Source organism: Rhodococcus sp. 320_ES, assembly GCF_059691855.1.
Genome location: NZ_JCAWAG010000006.1, coordinates 35,072 through 48,864 on the forward strand (window position 1 = coordinate 35,072; position 13,793 = coordinate 48,864).

Below are 13,793 nucleotides of genomic sequence, written 5' to 3' on the forward strand. Positions count from 1 at the left end.
GGCGGTTTTCACGCACAGCGGGTTTCAGGACACAGCGGTTGTCAAGAACGGCGGTTTTCAAGAACGGCGACCGAGCGCCCCACCGATGTCCCCGATCAAATCCTCGACATCTTCCAGCCCCACCGAGATGCGGACCACTCCGTCCGTGATACCCACTGCCGCACGGCCTTCCGGGCCCATCGCTCGGTGGGTCGTCGTGGCCGGGTGGGTGACCATCGACTTCGCGTCGCCCAGGTTGTTCGAGATGTCGATGATGCGCAGACCGTCGAGGAACTCGAACGCGCGCGCCTTGCCGCCCTCGAGTTCGAAGGTAACGACGGTGCCGCCGCCCTTCATCTGCGACTTCGCCAACTCGTACTGCGGGTGCGAGGGCAGGTACGGGTACCGAACCCAGCGAATGCCGTCCTGCCCCTCGAGGAACTGCGCGATCTTCAGCGCCGATTCGGTCATCGCGCGCACTCGAACGGGCATGGACTCGAGACCCTTGAGCAGGACCCACGCGTTGAACGGGCTCAGCGCCGGGCCGGTGTGACGCATCAACGTCTGCACGGGTCCGTCGATGTAGTCCTTCGGTCCGAGGATGGCGCCGCCGAGGACGCGGCCCTGTCCGTCGATGTGCTTGGTGCCGGAGTAGACCACCACGTCCGCGCCGAGGTCGAGACTGCGTTGCAGCAAGGGAGTGGCGAACACGTTGTCCAGCACCACCTTCGCCCCGGCGGCGTGCGCCAGCTCGGACACGGTGCGCACGTCGACGAGCGCCTGCATGGGGTTGGACGGCGTTTCGAAGAACACCGCAGTGGCCGGCTCGGACAGGGCGCGGGCCCACTGCTCGTTGTCGTCGCCGTCGACGAACACCGTCTCGACGCCCCACCGGGGAAGGATCTCGTTGCACACCACGAAGCACGATCCGAACAGCGATCGGGCCGCGACGAGACGATCGCCGGCTTTCAGAAGCGCTCCGAGCGCGGTGAACACCGCGGACATGCCACTGGACGTCGCGAAGCACGCTTCGGCGCCTTCGAGCAGCCGCATCCGCTCCTCGAAGATGCCGACGGTCGGGTTGCCGTAGCGGGAGTACACGTAGTGGTCGACGTCGCCGGTGAAGGCGGCCTCGGCCGACGCCGCACTCTCGTACACGTACCCCGACGTCATGTAGATCGCTTCGGAGTTCTCCTCGAACCCCGAACGGTTCATCCCGCCGCGGACACCGAGGGTGGCCGGACCGACACCGTCGGGAAGCGGCTTGTCGAATGCTCCGCCGCGTGGGCGGGCGTCGGTCACTGCTGCCTCCACGGCAAGCCGAGAGCGCGCCATCCGACGACCCCGCGATGACCGTTCTCGTCCGTCGCGCCTTCGAAGCCGTCGAGCACGTTGTACGACGGGCCGATGCCGGCGGCCGTCGCAGCTTCCGCGGCGCCGATGGATCGCTGACCGGAGCGGCACAGGAAGACCACCGGGCGTTCACCGTCGACGCCCTGCTCACGCAACTGCTCGACGAAGTGCTCGTTGCGGGCACCGTTCACGTCGACCCACTCGACGAAGGCGGTTGGCTTGTTCAGCGAACTGATGTCGGGAACGCCGACGAACCGCCACTCCGCGTCGGTGCGGACGTCCACGAGGGCAGCCTCGGGGTCCGACGCGAGCAACTCCCACGCCTGCTGGGGGGTGATGTCTCCTGCATAGGTCACACCACGAGTTTCCCACAGCGCGCGGGGACCGCCCGTCGACGCCCTCGCCCACTTTTTGCACGATCGCGCAAACAAGGGCACGATGTAATTCGGTCAGGTCACTTTCCGGTGCCTGCACATATTCGTATCGAAGGACTGCATCCATGAGCGATACCGACACGACGACTGCGTCCGTTGGTGAATCGAACCCGGGCGAATTCACCCACCGACAAATTTTGACCATTTTGTCCGGTTTGATGCTGGGAATGTTTCTCGCAGCGCTCGACCAGACAATCGTGTCGACGTCCATCAGGACCATTGCCGATGACCTGAACGGCTTCTCGGTTCAGGCGTGGGTCACCACCGCGTACCTCATCACGGCCACGATATCGACTCCGCTGTACGGCAAATTGTCCGATATCTACGGAAGAAAGCAGTTCTTTCTCACTGCTATCGCAATCTTCGTGATCGGTTCGGCGCTCTGCGGATTTGCGACGTCGATGTACGAACTCGCCGCCTTCCGCGCATTCCAGGGATTGGGCGCGGGCGGATTGTTCTCGCTCGCTCTCACCATCGTCGGCGATATCGTGCCGCCGCGTGAACGCGCCAAGTACCAGGGCTACTTCCTCGCGGTGTTCGGCACGTCCAGCGTCCTCGGCCCCGTGGTGGGCGGTGTGCTGTCCGGCCAGGACTCCATCCTGGGCATCACCGGATGGCGCTGGGTCTTCTTCGTGAACGTCCCGATCGGTTTCGTCGCACTCTTCGTCGTGTGGCGCGTGCTGAACCTCCCGCGCCGCCACGGCAGCGCGGTCGTCGACTGGGGCGGCGCCGCGATGCTGGCCATCGGCCTGGTTCCACTGCTCATCGTCGCCGAGCAGGGTCGCACCTGGGGATGGGGCTCGACCGGGTCGATCGCCTGTTACGTGATCGGCGTTCTGGGAGTCATCGGGTTCATCCTCGTCGAGATCCGCATGAAGACCGACGCGTTGATCCCGATGCGCTTCTTCAAGAACTCGACGTTCAGCGTGGGCCTGCTGCTGTCCGTCATCACCGGCGCGGCGATGTTCGGCGGCATCACACTGCTTCCGCAGTACCTGCAGGTGGTCAAGGGATCCTCGCCCACCCTCGCCGGTTTCCAGATGCTCCCGCTGGTGCTCGGCATCATGGCAGCGTCCATCTTCTCGGGCCAATTGATCTCTCGCACAGGGCATTACCGCCCCTACCCGATCATCGGCACCACCCTGATGACGGCGTGCATGTTCCTGTTCTCGTTCATTCACTACGACACGCAGCTCTGGCTGATCATGGTCGTCATGTTCGGGTTCGGCTTCGGACTCGGCAACGTGATGCAGCCGCTCACCATGGCCATCCAGAACGCGTTGCCGCCCAAGGACATGGGCGTCTCGACGTCGTCGGCGACGTTCTTCCGCCAGATCGGTGGCACCATCGGCGTCGCCGTCTTCCTGTCGCTCCTGTTCTCGCGCGTCACCGACACCATCGCCGACGCGTTGCGCAGCGCAGCCGGCGATTCCAACTTCGTCTCGGCTGTGCAGTCGGCCGCGTCGAGTTCGGATCCGACGGTCTCCGGGCTCGCCCGCGGGCTCGCGAGTGGCGGCGGAGAGGCCGCCGGTGGAGTGCTCGACGACACGTCGTTCATTCAGAAGCTCCCCGCCGAGTTGGCGGCGCCGTTCCAGATCGGCTTCTCGAACGCGATGGACTCGGTGTTCGTCGCAGCCGGATTCCTGCTGCTGCTCGCCTTCGTCATCAACCTCTTCTACAAGGAGGTTCCGCTGCGTACCCAGAGCGGAATCGCCGCGCAGAGTGCGGAAGAGGCCCGACTGCAGGCAGGGGTTGTGTCCGCAGACGATCTCACGGGCTCGGATCACGCGGGCTCGGATCACGCGGGCTCGGATCTCAGGGACACCGATCCCAGGGACACGGATCTCACGGGCAAGCACGAAGCGCCGGACGACGTGCCGTTCTCCGGCGTCGCCGGCGAGACCCGCAGCGAGTTGCTGAACCGGCTACCCGAGCAGCAGCACGGCGCGCACGAGAAGAGCTAGCTGCAGACCTTCCAGTCGTCGCCGCTCTTGGTGAAGGACATCTGACCGCTGATGTCCTCACCGCCGAACTCGGCGGTGATGTCGGCGGTCGCGGTGGAGCCGTCGACGGTGATCCCGTCGATGGTCTTCAGCTTCATCTCACCGTTCTCGCTGGAGAACGGCTGCGGGGTGCTGGGCGTGCAAAGAACGTCGGCGAGGTTTCCGTCGTTGCGGGCGTCGACGTAGCGAGTCACGGCCGTGCCGACCCGATCGTTCTCGGAGACGTTCTGATCGGCCGGCCGGAACACCGACACCAGCACGACGCCGACGATCAGCAACACTGCGATCACCAACGCCGCGAGAATCGGCGTCGAACTCGATGCGTGCGCGCGGTCCGGGTCGTCAGCCATGTGTCCGATCTTCCCCGCTGCGCCACCGAGGGTCGTTCAGGGGGTCAGAACAGGCCCCGAAGTGCGAGGAACCTGACGAGCCCCGACGATGCGCTGGCCGCGATCACGACGGCAGCGGACATCGCCATCGTGGGCGCGTCGACGAGGGCATGCAGGGCGGCGAGCGCTGCGCAACTGGTCGCGAGCCCGATCAGCGCGAGACCCCCGCCCTCCCACTGCGCAGTGAACCAACCGACGCGTGATGCGGCGTGAAACGTCAGTCTGCGGTGAAGTTCGGTGGCCAGGACGGTGCTGACGACCACTCCGGCGAGGTTCGCATAGACGGATCCGAACTTCGCCATCGCAGCGAACAGGGCGACGTAGACGACGTTGCTCGATCCGCCGACGGCGGCGAACCGGACGAGTTGCGACCAGACGGCATCGGACCTCAGACGGGTGTCCGTCCACCTCATGGTCGAACTGGTCACGGCTACTCCTCGATCGATGTGCGACGAGTGCCGCTCACAGGGACTTCGTCGTTCAACCACCGGAAGCGCTGGTTCGAGTCCCGAATGTGACCTGCCCCACCGAGGGAATGTCGTGTACTACTCGGTGGGTAGTAAAGAAGTACCCCTACCGAAGGAGTGAGTCCGATTCCCCTGATTCGTATCGACGTCATCGAAGGCCGCTGGGACCGCGATCGTCTGAAGTCGTTGACCGACGCAATCCACCAGGTGCTGATCGAGACGTTCGCGGCACCCGAGCGCGATCGCTATCAGATCATCAGCGAGCACAAGCCCGGCCACATCGTCGCCCTCGACACCGGGCTGGGATTCGAGCGCAGCGACGACGTGGTGGTCGTGCAGATCACGCAGCAGGGCCGGAGCGTCGATCAGAAGAAGGCGTTGTACGCAGGCCTTGCGACGCGACTGCAGTCGGACGTCGGCCTGGACCCTCACGACCTCGTCGTCTCCGTGGTCGAGAACGCACCGGAGGACTGGTCCTTCGGTCTGGGCCGCGCTCAATTCCTCGAAGGCGATCTCTGACAGACCTACCGGTCCAGCTTAGGTCGGGCTTAATTTATGCTGGGGTGTCCACGACGTCCCCGATGTTAGGTAGACCGCAGCTGATGACCGAGCAGACCCGTCCTCTTCGTGTCGCCATCGTGGGCGCCGGCCCGGCAGGCATCTATGCCGCCGACGCGCTGATGAAGTCCGATCACAACGTCTCCGGACCGGGCGTCAGCATCGACCTGTTCGAACGCATGCCGGCCCCGTTCGGCCTGATCCGCTACGGCGTCGCCCCCGACCACCCGCGCATCAAGGGCATCATCACCGCCCTGCACAAGGTCCTCGACAAGCCGCAGGTGCGCCTGCTCGGCAACATCGACTACGGCACCGACATCGACCTCGAGACGCTGCGCCGCTTCTACGACGCCGTCATCTTCTCCACCGGCGCCAACGCCGACCGCGACCTGAAGATCCCCGGCATCGACCTCGACGGAAGCTACGGCGCCGCCGACTTCGTCTCCTGGTACGACGGCCACCCCGACGTCCCCCGCACCTGGCCCCTCGACGCGGAGAAGGTTGCCGTCCTCGGCGTCGGCAACGTCGCCCTCGACGTCGCGCGCGTGCTCGCCAAGACCGGCGACGAACTGCTCCCCACCGAAATCCCCGCCAACGTCTACGACGGTCTCAAGGCGAACAAGGCCACCGAGGTGCACGTCTTCGGCCGCCGCGGACCGGCGCAGGCCAAGTTCACCCCCCTCGAACTTCGCGAACTCGATCACTCGCCCACCATCGAGGTCATCGTCGCCCCCGAGGACATCGACTACGACGAAGGCTCCGAGAAGGCGCGTCGCGAGTCCAAGCAGGTCGACATGGTCGCCAACACCCTGCAGGACTGGGCCATCCGCGACGTCGGCACCCGCCCCCACAAGCTGTACCTGCACTTCTTCGAGTCGCCTCACGAGATCCTCGGCGAGGACGGCAAGGTCGTCGGGCTGCGCACCGAACGCACCGAACTCGACGGCACCGGCAACGTGACCGGAACCGGCAAGTACACCGACTGGGAGGTCCAGGCCGTCTACCGCGCCGTCGGCTACCTCTCCCAGAACATCGCCGACCTGCCCTTCGACGAGCTCGCCGGCACCATCCCCAACGAAGCCGGCCGCGTGCAGACCCTCGACGGCGCCACCGTCGACGCCACCTACGTCACCGGGTGGATCAAGCGCGGACCCGTCGGGCTCATCGGCCACACCAAGGGCGACGCCAACGAAACCGTCGCCAACCTCATCGCCGACTCCGACGGATTCGCCGGCGCCACCGAACCCTCCGAGGACGCCGTGGTGAAGTTCCTCGAGGACAAGAACGTCCCGTACACCACGTGGCAGGGCTGGTACCGCCTCGACGCACACGAGCGGTCGCTGGGTGAGCCCGAAGGCCGCGAACGCGTCAAGGTCGTCGAGCGCGAGGACATGCTGGCGGCGTCGGAGCCCGACAAGGTCTGAGGTAGCAGCGCTCAGATCCGCACGGCCAACAGCTGTGCTGCCCGTTCCTCCTTGCGAGCATGCTCGTTGAAATCCGGTGCAGCACAGACGAACAGCGTGCGGCCGTCGTCGCCTCCGAACCCGCAGGCGAACACGCCGGTGTCGAAGGTGATCTCGTCGACGATGCCTTCGCCCTCCCGCACCTGCACGACGCGTTGACCCAGAGCGTCTGCGGCCCACAGGGTTCCGTCGGGGGCGAGGGCACACCCGTCGGCCGCCACCACGACCTGCCCGATGCCTTCGGTCATGTCGGTGCTGGTGGGAACGTCACCGAACTTCGCCCAGTCCCGACGCTCACCCAACGAGCCGTCCTCGGCGATGGTGAAGGCGCTCACGCGGTTACCGAGCGTCTCGTCCACCAACAGATCGCCGTTCGAGGTGAGCGCCATCCCGTTGGGGAAGTGCAGGTCGGCGGCGACTTCGTGGACACTGCCGTCCGGGTCGACGCGAACCAGGCTCGCGGTCTCGATGGGCGCCATGTTCATCAGGTCGAAGCCGAAGTTCCCGACGTACGCGCGTCCCTGATCGTCGACGAGCATGTCGTTCGCGTTGCCGGTGGCGTAGTCGGACAGGTTGGCGTGCAACACCAGTTCGCCGCTCTGTTCACGGCGCAGCACGGTCTTGTCCTTCATCGACACCACGAGCAGGCGACCGTCGTGCAGCCAGCCGAGCCCGGACGGTTGCCCTTCGACCACCGCTTCGACCCGGAGGTCGGATCCGTCGGGGAGGGCGGAGAGCACCTCGTGCGTGTAGAAATCGGACACCCAGATGCGGCCGATGCCGTTGTCGTCCGGATGCCAACGCGGGCATTCGAGATATTTGCGGTTCTCGAGAACGACCGACACGGACGCCTTCATGGGTGACTCCTAGCCAATGCAGTTATGTGTGATGTGTGTCTCATCCAACCATGGGGCATTCTGAGGTCGTGTTCGACAGCCACGTACACATCATCGATCCGCGATTTCCCCTGGTGGAGAACAGCGGTTTCGTTCCCGACCCCTTCACCATCCGCGACTACGAGAAGGTCGTCGACGGACTCGGTGTGACGGGCGGCGCCGTGGTGAGCGCATCGTTCCAGGGCACCGATCAGACCTACCTCACCACCGCTCTCTCCGAACTGGGTCCCGGCTGGGTGGGCGTGACGCAACTTCCCGAAACGACGTCCGACGACGAGATCGCCGCTCTGGACCGTGCCGGTGTGCGGGGCCTGCGGTTCAACCTTCGTCGGGGAGCGCTGGACATCGGCCCCATGACCGAGCAAGCGGTGCGCGCTCACGAACTGGTGGGGTGGCACGCGGAGTTCAACGTCGGCGCGCCGCTGCTCCGCTCTCTGAATCCTGTTCTGGCCAAGCTGCCGGCGGTGAGCATCGACTACCTCGGACTGTCACGCGAAGCACTTCCCTACCTGCTCCAACTCGCCGATCGCGGAGTGCGCATCAAAGCCACTGGCTTCGGCCGGGTCGAGCTCGACCCACTCGACGCCATGCGCAAGATCCATAAGGTCAACCCCGAGGCACTGATGTTCGGCACGGACCTCCCCGGCACCCGGGCACGTCGGCCCTTCGAGCCGGCCGACCTCGATCTGGTCGCCGAAGCCGTCGGCGGGGACCTGCAGGCGGTGCTGTATCGGAATGCTCAGAAGTGGTACAGGATTCGGTAAAGGCGCTAAGCGAGCACCGCAGCCCCCGCCCACACCCCCGACGCCACCAGAGCCCCGAAAAGCTCGACGAGGATCGACAGCCCGACCGCCTTGGTCGCGTGCACCGTCGAGCGCCACGCATCTCGGCTGGTGCCGAACCGCGGCAACTCGGCGAGGAAGACGCCGAGCAGAAAGCCGATGAACAGTCCGAGGACGGGGATGACGAAGAACCCGACGATGCCGAGGATTCCGCCGACCACGATCGACTTGGTCGGAACGCCTGCGTCCTTGAGTTTGCGGCCGGGCCAGGTGTACTTCACGACACCGGAAACCACGAGAATCGCTGTCGCAACACCGAACACGGTCCACGCCGTCGCGGTTCCCACGACGTAAGCCCACACCCCGATCGCGGCGAAGATCAGGATGGTGCCGGGCAGAACCGGAACGACGATGCCGATCAATCCGATCAGCACGACGAGACCTACGAGAAGTTCACCCTGTCCGCTCATGCACAGAGGCTAGACGTACGGTCAGCCCCGCGTCGACGGCTGCACCAGGCCCGCCGCGGTGCGGGCACGCTCTCGTGCGACCTCGACGGACGGCCCGGTTGACACCGCCACTCCCATCCGCCGCTTGACGAAACTCTCGGGCTTGCCGAACAGCCGAAGGTCGGTCTCGGGCGTGCCCAATGCTTCTGCCACGCCGTCGAATACGATTCCGGCCGCGTCGACGCCGCCGTAGATCACGGCGGACGCGCCGGGGAAGAGCAGCGTGGTGTCGATCGGCAAGCCGAGGACGGCGCGGGCGTGTAGTTCGAACTCCGAAAGTCGTTGCGTGCGAAGCGTGACCAGTCCTGTGTCGTGTGGACGCGGGCTCACCTCGGAGAAGTACACGTCGTCGCCCTTGACGAAGAGTTCGACGCCGAAGATGCCGCGACCTCCGAGTGCGTCCGTGACCTTGCGTGCGACGTCCCGCGCGGCGTCCAGGGCACCCTGCGACATCGGTTGCGGCTGCCAGGATTCGACGTAGTCGCCGGACTGTTGCAGATGCCCGATGGGCTCGCAGAAGTACGTGCCGTCGACGCCGCGAACGGTCAACATCGTTATCTCGTAGTCGAAGTCGACGAATCCCTCGACGATCACGCGGCCGAAGTCCACGCGTGAGCCGGACAGCGCGTGGTCCCACGCCGCCGAGACGTCCGCGTCCGAGCGGACAACCGACTGACCTTTGCCCGACGACGACATCACCGGCTTGATCACCGCAGGGAAACCGATGCGCGACAACGCCTCCTGCACCTCGGCGAGCGAATCGGCGAACGCGTACGGCGAGGTGGGCAGGCCCAGCTCTTCGGCGGCGAGGCGGCGAATCCCCTCGCGGTTCATCGTCAGCTGCGTGGCGCGAGCGTTCGGAACGACCTCGGCGAGCCCGCGCTCTTCGACGGTTCCCAACGCGTCGGTGGCGATCGCTTCGATCTCGGGTACGACGAAGTCGGGCCGTTCGGACTCGATCAGCGCGAGAAGCGCCGCCGGATCGCTCATGTCGATCGTGAACGCGCGGTGGGCAACCTGGTGGCCGGGCGCATTCTCGTAGCGGTCGACGGCGATCACCTCGACGCCGAGTCGCTGGAACGCGATGATCACTTCCTTGCCGAGCTCACCCGACCCGAGCAGCATCACCTTGGTTGCACCGGCACTGAGCGGGGTTCCGATTCTCACGCCGATCATCGTGTCACGGGACCTGACCGTTTCGGTCATTCATCCCCGATCGGTGCATCTATAGGGTTCAGATTCATGTCACCTTCACACGGTCCCCTTGCCGGTATCCGCGTCGTCGAACTCGCCGGTCTGGGGCCGGCCCCGCACGCGGCACTGCTGCTCGCCGATCTCGGCGCCGACGTGGTGCGGGTGCAGCGACCCGGTGGAGTGCCGCCCGAGGGTGTGCCCGCGGACCAGCAGCAGCGCGGCAAGACCGTCGTCGAGGCGAACCTGAAGGACGCCGCCGATCTCGAGAAGGTCTTCGGCCTCGTCGAACGCGCGGACGTGCTCATCGAGGGCTTCCGGCCGGGTGTCACCGAGCGGATGGGCCTCGGCCCGGACGCGGTCCACGCCCGCAACCCGAAGCTCGTCTACGGGCGCATGACCGGATGGGGTCAGGACGGTCCGTGGTCGTCCGTGGCCGGTCACGACATCAACTACATCTCCGTTACCGGCGTGCTGCACGCGATCGGCCGGGCCGGTGAGCGGCCGGTCCCGCCGATGAACATGGTCGGGGACTTCGGCGGTGGCTCGATGTTCCTCGTGTTCGGCATCCTCGCCGCGCTCGTCGAACGTCAGACGTCGGGAGAAGGACAGGTGGTCGACGCCGCGATGGTGGACGGAACCGTCGCCCTCTCGCACATGATCTGGGGTCTTCGCGGACAGGGTCTCTGGTCGGACGAGCGCGGAACGAACATGCTCGACACCGGCGCGCCCTACTACGACACCTACGAGACGTCCGACGGCAAGTACGTGGCCGTCGGTGCCATCGAGCCGCAGTTCTACGCACTTCTGCTGGAGGGACTCGGACTCGATCCCGCGTCGCTGCCCGGTCAGAACGACGTGCCCGAATGGTCGAGTCTGCGAAGCACGTTCACCGACACCTTCAAGACGAAGACGCGCGATGAATGGGCCGCAGTCTTCGACGGGAGCGATGCGTGTGTCTCGCCCGTGCTCACGTTCGGCGAAGCTCCGCGGCACACGCACCTCGCGGCGCGGGGGTCGCTGGTCGACATCGACGGCGTCTCCCAACACGCACCGGCGCCGCGCTTTTCCCGAAGCGCCACCGATGTTCCGTCGTCGCCGCCCCGCGTCGCGGCCGATCCGGACTCGCTCTGGCGCTGATGGACGCCGCCGCCTGGGACGCGAAATACGCTGGGCAGGAACTGAAGTGGGGATCGCCTCCCAACCAGGTCGTCGTGGAACTCACCACGGCGCTGCCGCCGGGCCGAGCGCTCGACCTCGCGTGCGGTGAGGGCCGGAACGCCCTGTGGCTCGCCACCCGTGGGTGGACGGTCGACGCGGTCGACTTCAGCGAGGAGGGTCTACGCAAGGGTGTTGCGGTGGCACGGACGGCCACCACGGCCATCCAGAACCGCATCCGGTGGGTTCATCGCGACGTGACCGAACTCATAGTGGAGCCGAATTACGACCTGGTGCTCGTTCTGTACCTCCACCTACGACCGGAGGATCGGAAACGGACGATCGGGACGGCAATTTCGGCCCTGAAACCTGAGGGAAACCTCGTGATTTGTGGTCATGATTCGGCCAATCTCGCCGACGGCGTCGGCGGTCCTCAGGATCCCGACATCCTTTACACCCCAAACGATCTCGTGGCGGATTTCGACAGTCGAATGACCGTTTCGATCGCCGAGACGCGACGCCGCGAGACGAGCGGGGGCTCCGCCCTCGATGCGGTGGTTTTCGCGCAAAAACCCGATGTTGGCAGCGCGACTCTTCCGGCGTAATATAGAGCTATGTTACCGGCCAGTAGCTTTGGCCGGTTGGACCGACGTCGGTTTCGACCGTAGCGGCGGTACTCGTAAAACAAGAGACCGCACCACCTGAGACGGAGAACGCACCACCATGGGCCATTACAAGAGCAATCTGCGTGACATCGAATTCAACCTGTTCGAGTTGTTCGGCCTGGGCGAGACACTCGCGTCCGGTGAGTTCGGCGACCTCGACGTCGACACGGCCAAGGACATGCTGAACGAGGTCCGTCGCCTGACCGAGGGGCCGCTGGCCGAGTCGTTCGCCGATTCCGACCGCAATCCCCCCACCTTCGATCCCGAGACCCACACGGTGACGCTCCCGGAGTCGTTCAAGAAGTCCTACCGCGCGTACCAGGAAGCCGGCTGGGATCACCTCGGAGTCAGCGAAGAACTGGGCGGCATTCCGGTACCTCGCGTGCTGCTGTGGTCGATCGCCGAAATGGTGCTCGGATCGAACCCCGCCGCCTTCTTCTACTCCGCGGGACCCAGCTTCGCGCAGATCCTCGCCGACAACGGCAACGAGGAGCAGAAGAAGTGGGCCGCACTGGCTTCCGAGCGCGGCTGGGGCGCCACGATGGTGCTCACCGAGCCCGACGCCGGATCCGACGTGGGCGCGGGCCGCACCAAGGCAGTCGAGCAGCCCGACGGAACGTGGCACATCGAGGGCGTCAAGCGCTTCATCACCTCGGCCGACTCCGACGACCTGTTCGAGAACATCTTCCACCTCGTGCTCGCTCGCCCCGAGGGCGGAAAGCCGGGCACCAAGGGCCTGTCGCTGTTCTTCGTACCGAAGTTCCACTTCGATTCCGAGACAGGCGAACTCGGCGAGCGCAACGGCGTGTTCGTCACCAACGTCGAACACAAGATGGGCCTGAAGGTGTCGGCCACCTGCGAGCTCACCCTCGGCGGACACGGCATTCCGGCCAAGGGCTGGTTGGTCGGCGACGTCCACAACGGCATCGCGCAGATGTTCGACGTCATCGAGCACGCCCGAATGATGGTGGGCACCAAGGCCATCTCGACGCTGTCCACCGGCTACCTCACCGCACTCGACTACGCGAAGCAGCGCGTCCAGGGCGCCGATCTGGTGAACAACACCAACAAGGCCGCCCCGCGCGTCACCATCACGCACCATCCCGACGTCCGTCGCAGCCTCATGACGCAGAAGGCCTACGCCGAGGGCATGCGCGCGATCTACCTGTTCACCGCATCGCATCAGAACGAGCAGACCGCGAAGCTGGTGTCGGGCGCCGACAAGGACACCGCGTTCCGCGTCAACGACCTGCTCCTGCCGATCGTCAAGGGCTGTGGCAGCGAGAACGCCTACGAGCAGCTCGCCCAGAGCCTGCAGACTCTCGGCGGATCGGGTTACCTGCAGGACTACCCGATCGAGCAGTACATCCGCGACGCCAAGATCGACTCGCTCTACGAGGGAACCACGGCCATCCAGGCCCAGGACTTCTTCTTCCGCAAGATCGCCCGTGACCGCGGCGTCGCCCTGGCGCACGTCGCCGGTCAGATCAAGGCGTTCATCGACAGCGAAGCGGGCAACGGTCGCCTCAAGACCGAGCGTGCACTGCTCGCCACCGCACTCGACGACGTGCAGGGCATGGTCGCCACGCTCACCCAGCACCTCATGGGTGCGCAGGAGCAGCCGTCCGAGCTGTACAAGATCGGCCTCGGCTCCGTTCGTCTGCTCATGAGCGTCGGCGAGCTGATGATCGGCTGGCTGCTGCTTCGCCAGTCCGAGGTGGCCATCGCGGCGCTCGACGCCGGCGACACGGGCAAGGACAAGGCCTTCTACGAGGGCAAGATCGCCGTTGCGTCGTTCTTCGCCAAGAACCAGCTGCCCAAGCTGACTGCAACGCGGAACATCCTGTCCAACATCGAGAACGACATCATGGAGCTCGACGAAGCAGCGTTCTGATTTCCTGATCGACCCACGAGCCGCACCTTCTTCTCGAAGGTGCGGCTCGCGT

At 65.5% G+C, this 13,793-nt stretch carries 14 protein-coding genes; 7 read left to right on the forward strand and 7 right to left on the reverse strand.

Going from position 1 to position 13,793, the window contains the following annotated elements:
• Positions 1-57 precede the first annotated feature (57 nt).
• Together AC59JP_RS20750 and AC59JP_RS20755 are read right to left on the reverse strand one after the other, a co-directional pair.
• Complete coding sequence (locus tag AC59JP_RS20750; protein ID WP_497327724.1) at positions 58-1,314, reverse strand: O-succinylhomoserine sulfhydrylase; 1,257 nt, start codon at positions 1,312-1,314, stop codon at positions 58-60.
• Complete coding sequence (locus AC59JP_RS20755; protein ID WP_497327725.1) at positions 1,278-1,688, reverse strand: rhodanese-like domain-containing protein; 411 nt, start codon at positions 1,686-1,688, stop codon at positions 1,278-1,280. Before AC59JP_RS20755 ends, AC59JP_RS20750 begins: the two co-directional genes overlap by 37 nt.
• A gap of 143 nt (positions 1,689-1,831) precedes the next feature.
• On the opposite strand from AC59JP_RS20755, the gene AC59JP_RS20760 reads away from it, so the two are divergent.
• Positions 1,832-3,730, forward strand: a complete 1,899-nt coding sequence (locus AC59JP_RS20760) for an MDR family MFS transporter (RefSeq protein WP_497327726.1) — start codon at positions 1,832-1,834, stop codon at positions 3,728-3,730.
• Here the strand turns inward: AC59JP_RS20760 and AC59JP_RS20765 are convergent.
• Both AC59JP_RS20765 and AC59JP_RS20770 read right to left on the reverse strand, forming a co-directional pair.
• On the reverse strand, positions 3,727-4,119 hold the full coding sequence (locus tag AC59JP_RS20765; RefSeq protein ID WP_497327727.1) for an Rv0361 family membrane protein: 393 nt from the start codon (positions 4,117-4,119) through the stop codon (positions 3,727-3,729). The genes AC59JP_RS20760 and AC59JP_RS20765 overlap by 4 nt on opposite strands.
• A 44-nt stretch (positions 4,120-4,163) precedes the next feature.
• Positions 4,164-4,586: a GtrA family protein gene (locus AC59JP_RS20770; RefSeq protein ID WP_497327728.1), complete on the reverse strand. Its 423-nt coding sequence runs from the start codon at positions 4,584-4,586 to the stop codon at positions 4,164-4,166.
• Positions 4,587-4,751: 165 nt separating this feature from the next.
• Between AC59JP_RS20770 and AC59JP_RS20775 the strand changes: the two genes are divergently transcribed.
• Together AC59JP_RS20775 and AC59JP_RS20780 are read left to right on the forward strand one after the other, a co-directional pair.
• The gene (locus AC59JP_RS20775) at positions 4,752-5,144 is read left to right on the forward strand and encodes a tautomerase family protein (protein ID WP_497327923.1); all 393 of its coding nucleotides are present in this window, start codon (positions 4,752-4,754) and stop codon (positions 5,142-5,144) included.
• An 83-nt stretch (positions 5,145-5,227) separates the two neighbouring features.
• Positions 5,228-6,607 carry an FAD-dependent oxidoreductase gene (locus AC59JP_RS20780; RefSeq protein WP_497327729.1) on the forward strand — a complete coding sequence of 460 codons (1,380 nt, stop codon included), beginning with the start codon at positions 5,228-5,230 and terminating at the stop codon, positions 6,605-6,607.
• 11 nt (positions 6,608-6,618) lie between these two features.
• Here AC59JP_RS20780 and AC59JP_RS20785 read toward each other — a convergent pair whose 3' ends face one another.
• Positions 6,619-7,503, reverse strand: a complete 885-nt coding sequence (locus AC59JP_RS20785; RefSeq protein WP_497327730.1) for an SMP-30/gluconolactonase/LRE family protein — start codon at positions 7,501-7,503, stop codon at positions 6,619-6,621.
• A gap of 68 nt (positions 7,504-7,571) precedes the next feature.
• Here AC59JP_RS20785 and AC59JP_RS20790 point away from each other — a divergent pair, with 68 nt between their 5' ends.
• Complete coding sequence (locus AC59JP_RS20790; protein WP_497327731.1) at positions 7,572-8,306, forward strand: amidohydrolase family protein; 735 nt, start codon at positions 7,572-7,574, stop codon at positions 8,304-8,306.
• Between the two features lie 5 nt (positions 8,307-8,311).
• Here the strand turns inward: AC59JP_RS20790 and AC59JP_RS20795 are convergent, their stop codons facing one another.
• A complete protein-coding gene (locus AC59JP_RS20795) occupies positions 8,312-8,794 on the reverse strand; it encodes a DUF456 domain-containing protein (protein ID WP_497327732.1) in 483 nt (160 codons plus the stop codon).
• 21 nt (positions 8,795-8,815) lie between these two features.
• Entirely contained in the window at positions 8,816-10,009 is a 1,194-nt protein-coding gene (purT, locus tag AC59JP_RS20800; RefSeq protein ID WP_497327733.1) for a formate-dependent phosphoribosylglycinamide formyltransferase, read from the reverse strand.
• A 66-nt stretch (positions 10,010-10,075) separates the two neighbouring features.
• Between purT and AC59JP_RS20805 the strand changes: the two genes are divergently transcribed.
• The 3 genes from AC59JP_RS20805 (at position 10,076) to AC59JP_RS20815 (ending at position 13,741) form a co-directional block, all read left to right on the forward strand.
• Positions 10,076-11,164 (forward strand): CaiB/BaiF CoA transferase family protein, encoded by a 1,089-nt coding sequence (locus AC59JP_RS20805; RefSeq protein WP_497327734.1) that lies wholly within the window; start codon positions 10,076-10,078, stop codon positions 11,162-11,164.
• The gene (locus AC59JP_RS20810; protein ID WP_497327735.1) at positions 11,164-11,787 is read left to right on the forward strand and encodes a class I SAM-dependent methyltransferase; all 624 of its coding nucleotides are present in this window, start codon (positions 11,164-11,166) and stop codon (positions 11,785-11,787) included. The genes AC59JP_RS20805 and AC59JP_RS20810 overlap by 1 nt, the downstream gene beginning before the upstream one ends.
• A gap of 118 nt (positions 11,788-11,905) precedes the next feature.
• A complete protein-coding gene (locus AC59JP_RS20815; protein ID WP_497327736.1) occupies positions 11,906-13,741 on the forward strand; it encodes an acyl-CoA dehydrogenase in 1,836 nt (611 codons plus the stop codon).
• The last annotated feature ends 52 nt before the right edge of the window (positions 13,742-13,793 follow it).

Bases quoted from the DNA above. Each gene is read 5' to 3' on its own strand.
- AC59JP_RS20810 (WP_497327735.1), top strand. From the start codon at position 11,164: ATGGACGCCGCCGCCTGGGACGCGAAATACGCTGGGCAGGAACTGAAG.
- AC59JP_RS20795 (WP_497327732.1), bottom strand. From the start codon at position 8,794: ATGAGCGGACAGGGTGAACTTCTCGTAGGTCTCGTCGTGCTGATCGGA.
- AC59JP_RS20815 (WP_497327736.1), top strand. From the start codon at position 11,906: ATGGGCCATTACAAGAGCAATCTGCGTGACATCGAATTCAACCTGTTC.
- AC59JP_RS20750 (WP_497327724.1), bottom strand. From the start codon at position 1,314: ATGGCGCGCTCTCGGCTTGCCGTGGAGGCAGCAGTGACCGACGCCCGC.
- purT (WP_497327733.1), bottom strand. From the start codon at position 10,009: ATGATCGGCGTGAGAATCGGAACCCCGCTCAGTGCCGGTGCAACCAAG.
- AC59JP_RS20765 (WP_497327727.1), bottom strand. From the start codon at position 4,119: ATGGCTGACGACCCGGACCGCGCGCACGCATCGAGTTCGACGCCGATT.
- AC59JP_RS20760 (WP_497327726.1), top strand. From the start codon at position 1,832: ATGAGCGATACCGACACGACGACTGCGTCCGTTGGTGAATCGAACCCG.
- AC59JP_RS20780 (WP_497327729.1), top strand. From the start codon at position 5,228: ATGACCGAGCAGACCCGTCCTCTTCGTGTCGCCATCGTGGGCGCCGGC.
- AC59JP_RS20805 (WP_497327734.1), top strand. From the start codon at position 10,076: ATGTCACCTTCACACGGTCCCCTTGCCGGTATCCGCGTCGTCGAACTC.
- AC59JP_RS20785 (WP_497327730.1), bottom strand. From the start codon at position 7,503: ATGAAGGCGTCCGTGTCGGTCGTTCTCGAGAACCGCAAATATCTCGAA.